This window comes from Mesorhizobium sp. M4B.F.Ca.ET.017.02.2.1, assembly GCF_003998955.1.
GTDB lineage: Bacteria > Pseudomonadota > Alphaproteobacteria > Rhizobiales > Rhizobiaceae > Mesorhizobium > Mesorhizobium abyssinicae.
The window spans coordinates 1-395 of the sequence record NZ_RZOF01000733.1 but is presented as its reverse complement, the minus strand read 5'-3'; the positions used below and the strand labels follow the sequence as shown (position 1 = coordinate 395).

Annotated in this window: 1 pseudogene; it reads right to left on the bottom strand. The window is 62.8% G+C overall.

Annotation, left to right across the window (positions count from 1 at the left end):
• Nucleotides 1-395 (bottom strand): annotated as a pseudogene (locus EN738_RS35100) (molybdopterin-dependent oxidoreductase); the annotation flags it as partial.

Genomic DNA, 395 nt, shown 5'->3' with positions numbered 1-395 from the left:
GGTCAGCACCGGGCCGATGCGCGAATGGTCGAGATAGCGGATCGAGGGATCGCGCATCCTCGAACCTTCCAGCACATCCTGATTGAGCTTGAAGATGCCGGAATTGGAATGGAAGGCGCCGCCGCCCTCATACTGCCAGGCGCCGGTAACCGCCGCGATGCATGACGCCGCATGCATGTTGACGGCGCCGTTGCGCTGGCGCGCAAAGCCGTAGCCAAGCCGAAAATAGGTCTTTTTCGTCGTGCCGACGAGCCGGGCGAAGGCCTCGATCTCGGCGACCGTCAAAGCAGTGATATCAGCCGCCCACTCCGGCGTGCGGGTGTGCAGATGCGCTTCAAGGCCCAGAGGGTCGTCGGTGTATTTTTCGAGATAGGCGCGGTCGGCCAGGCCTTCTC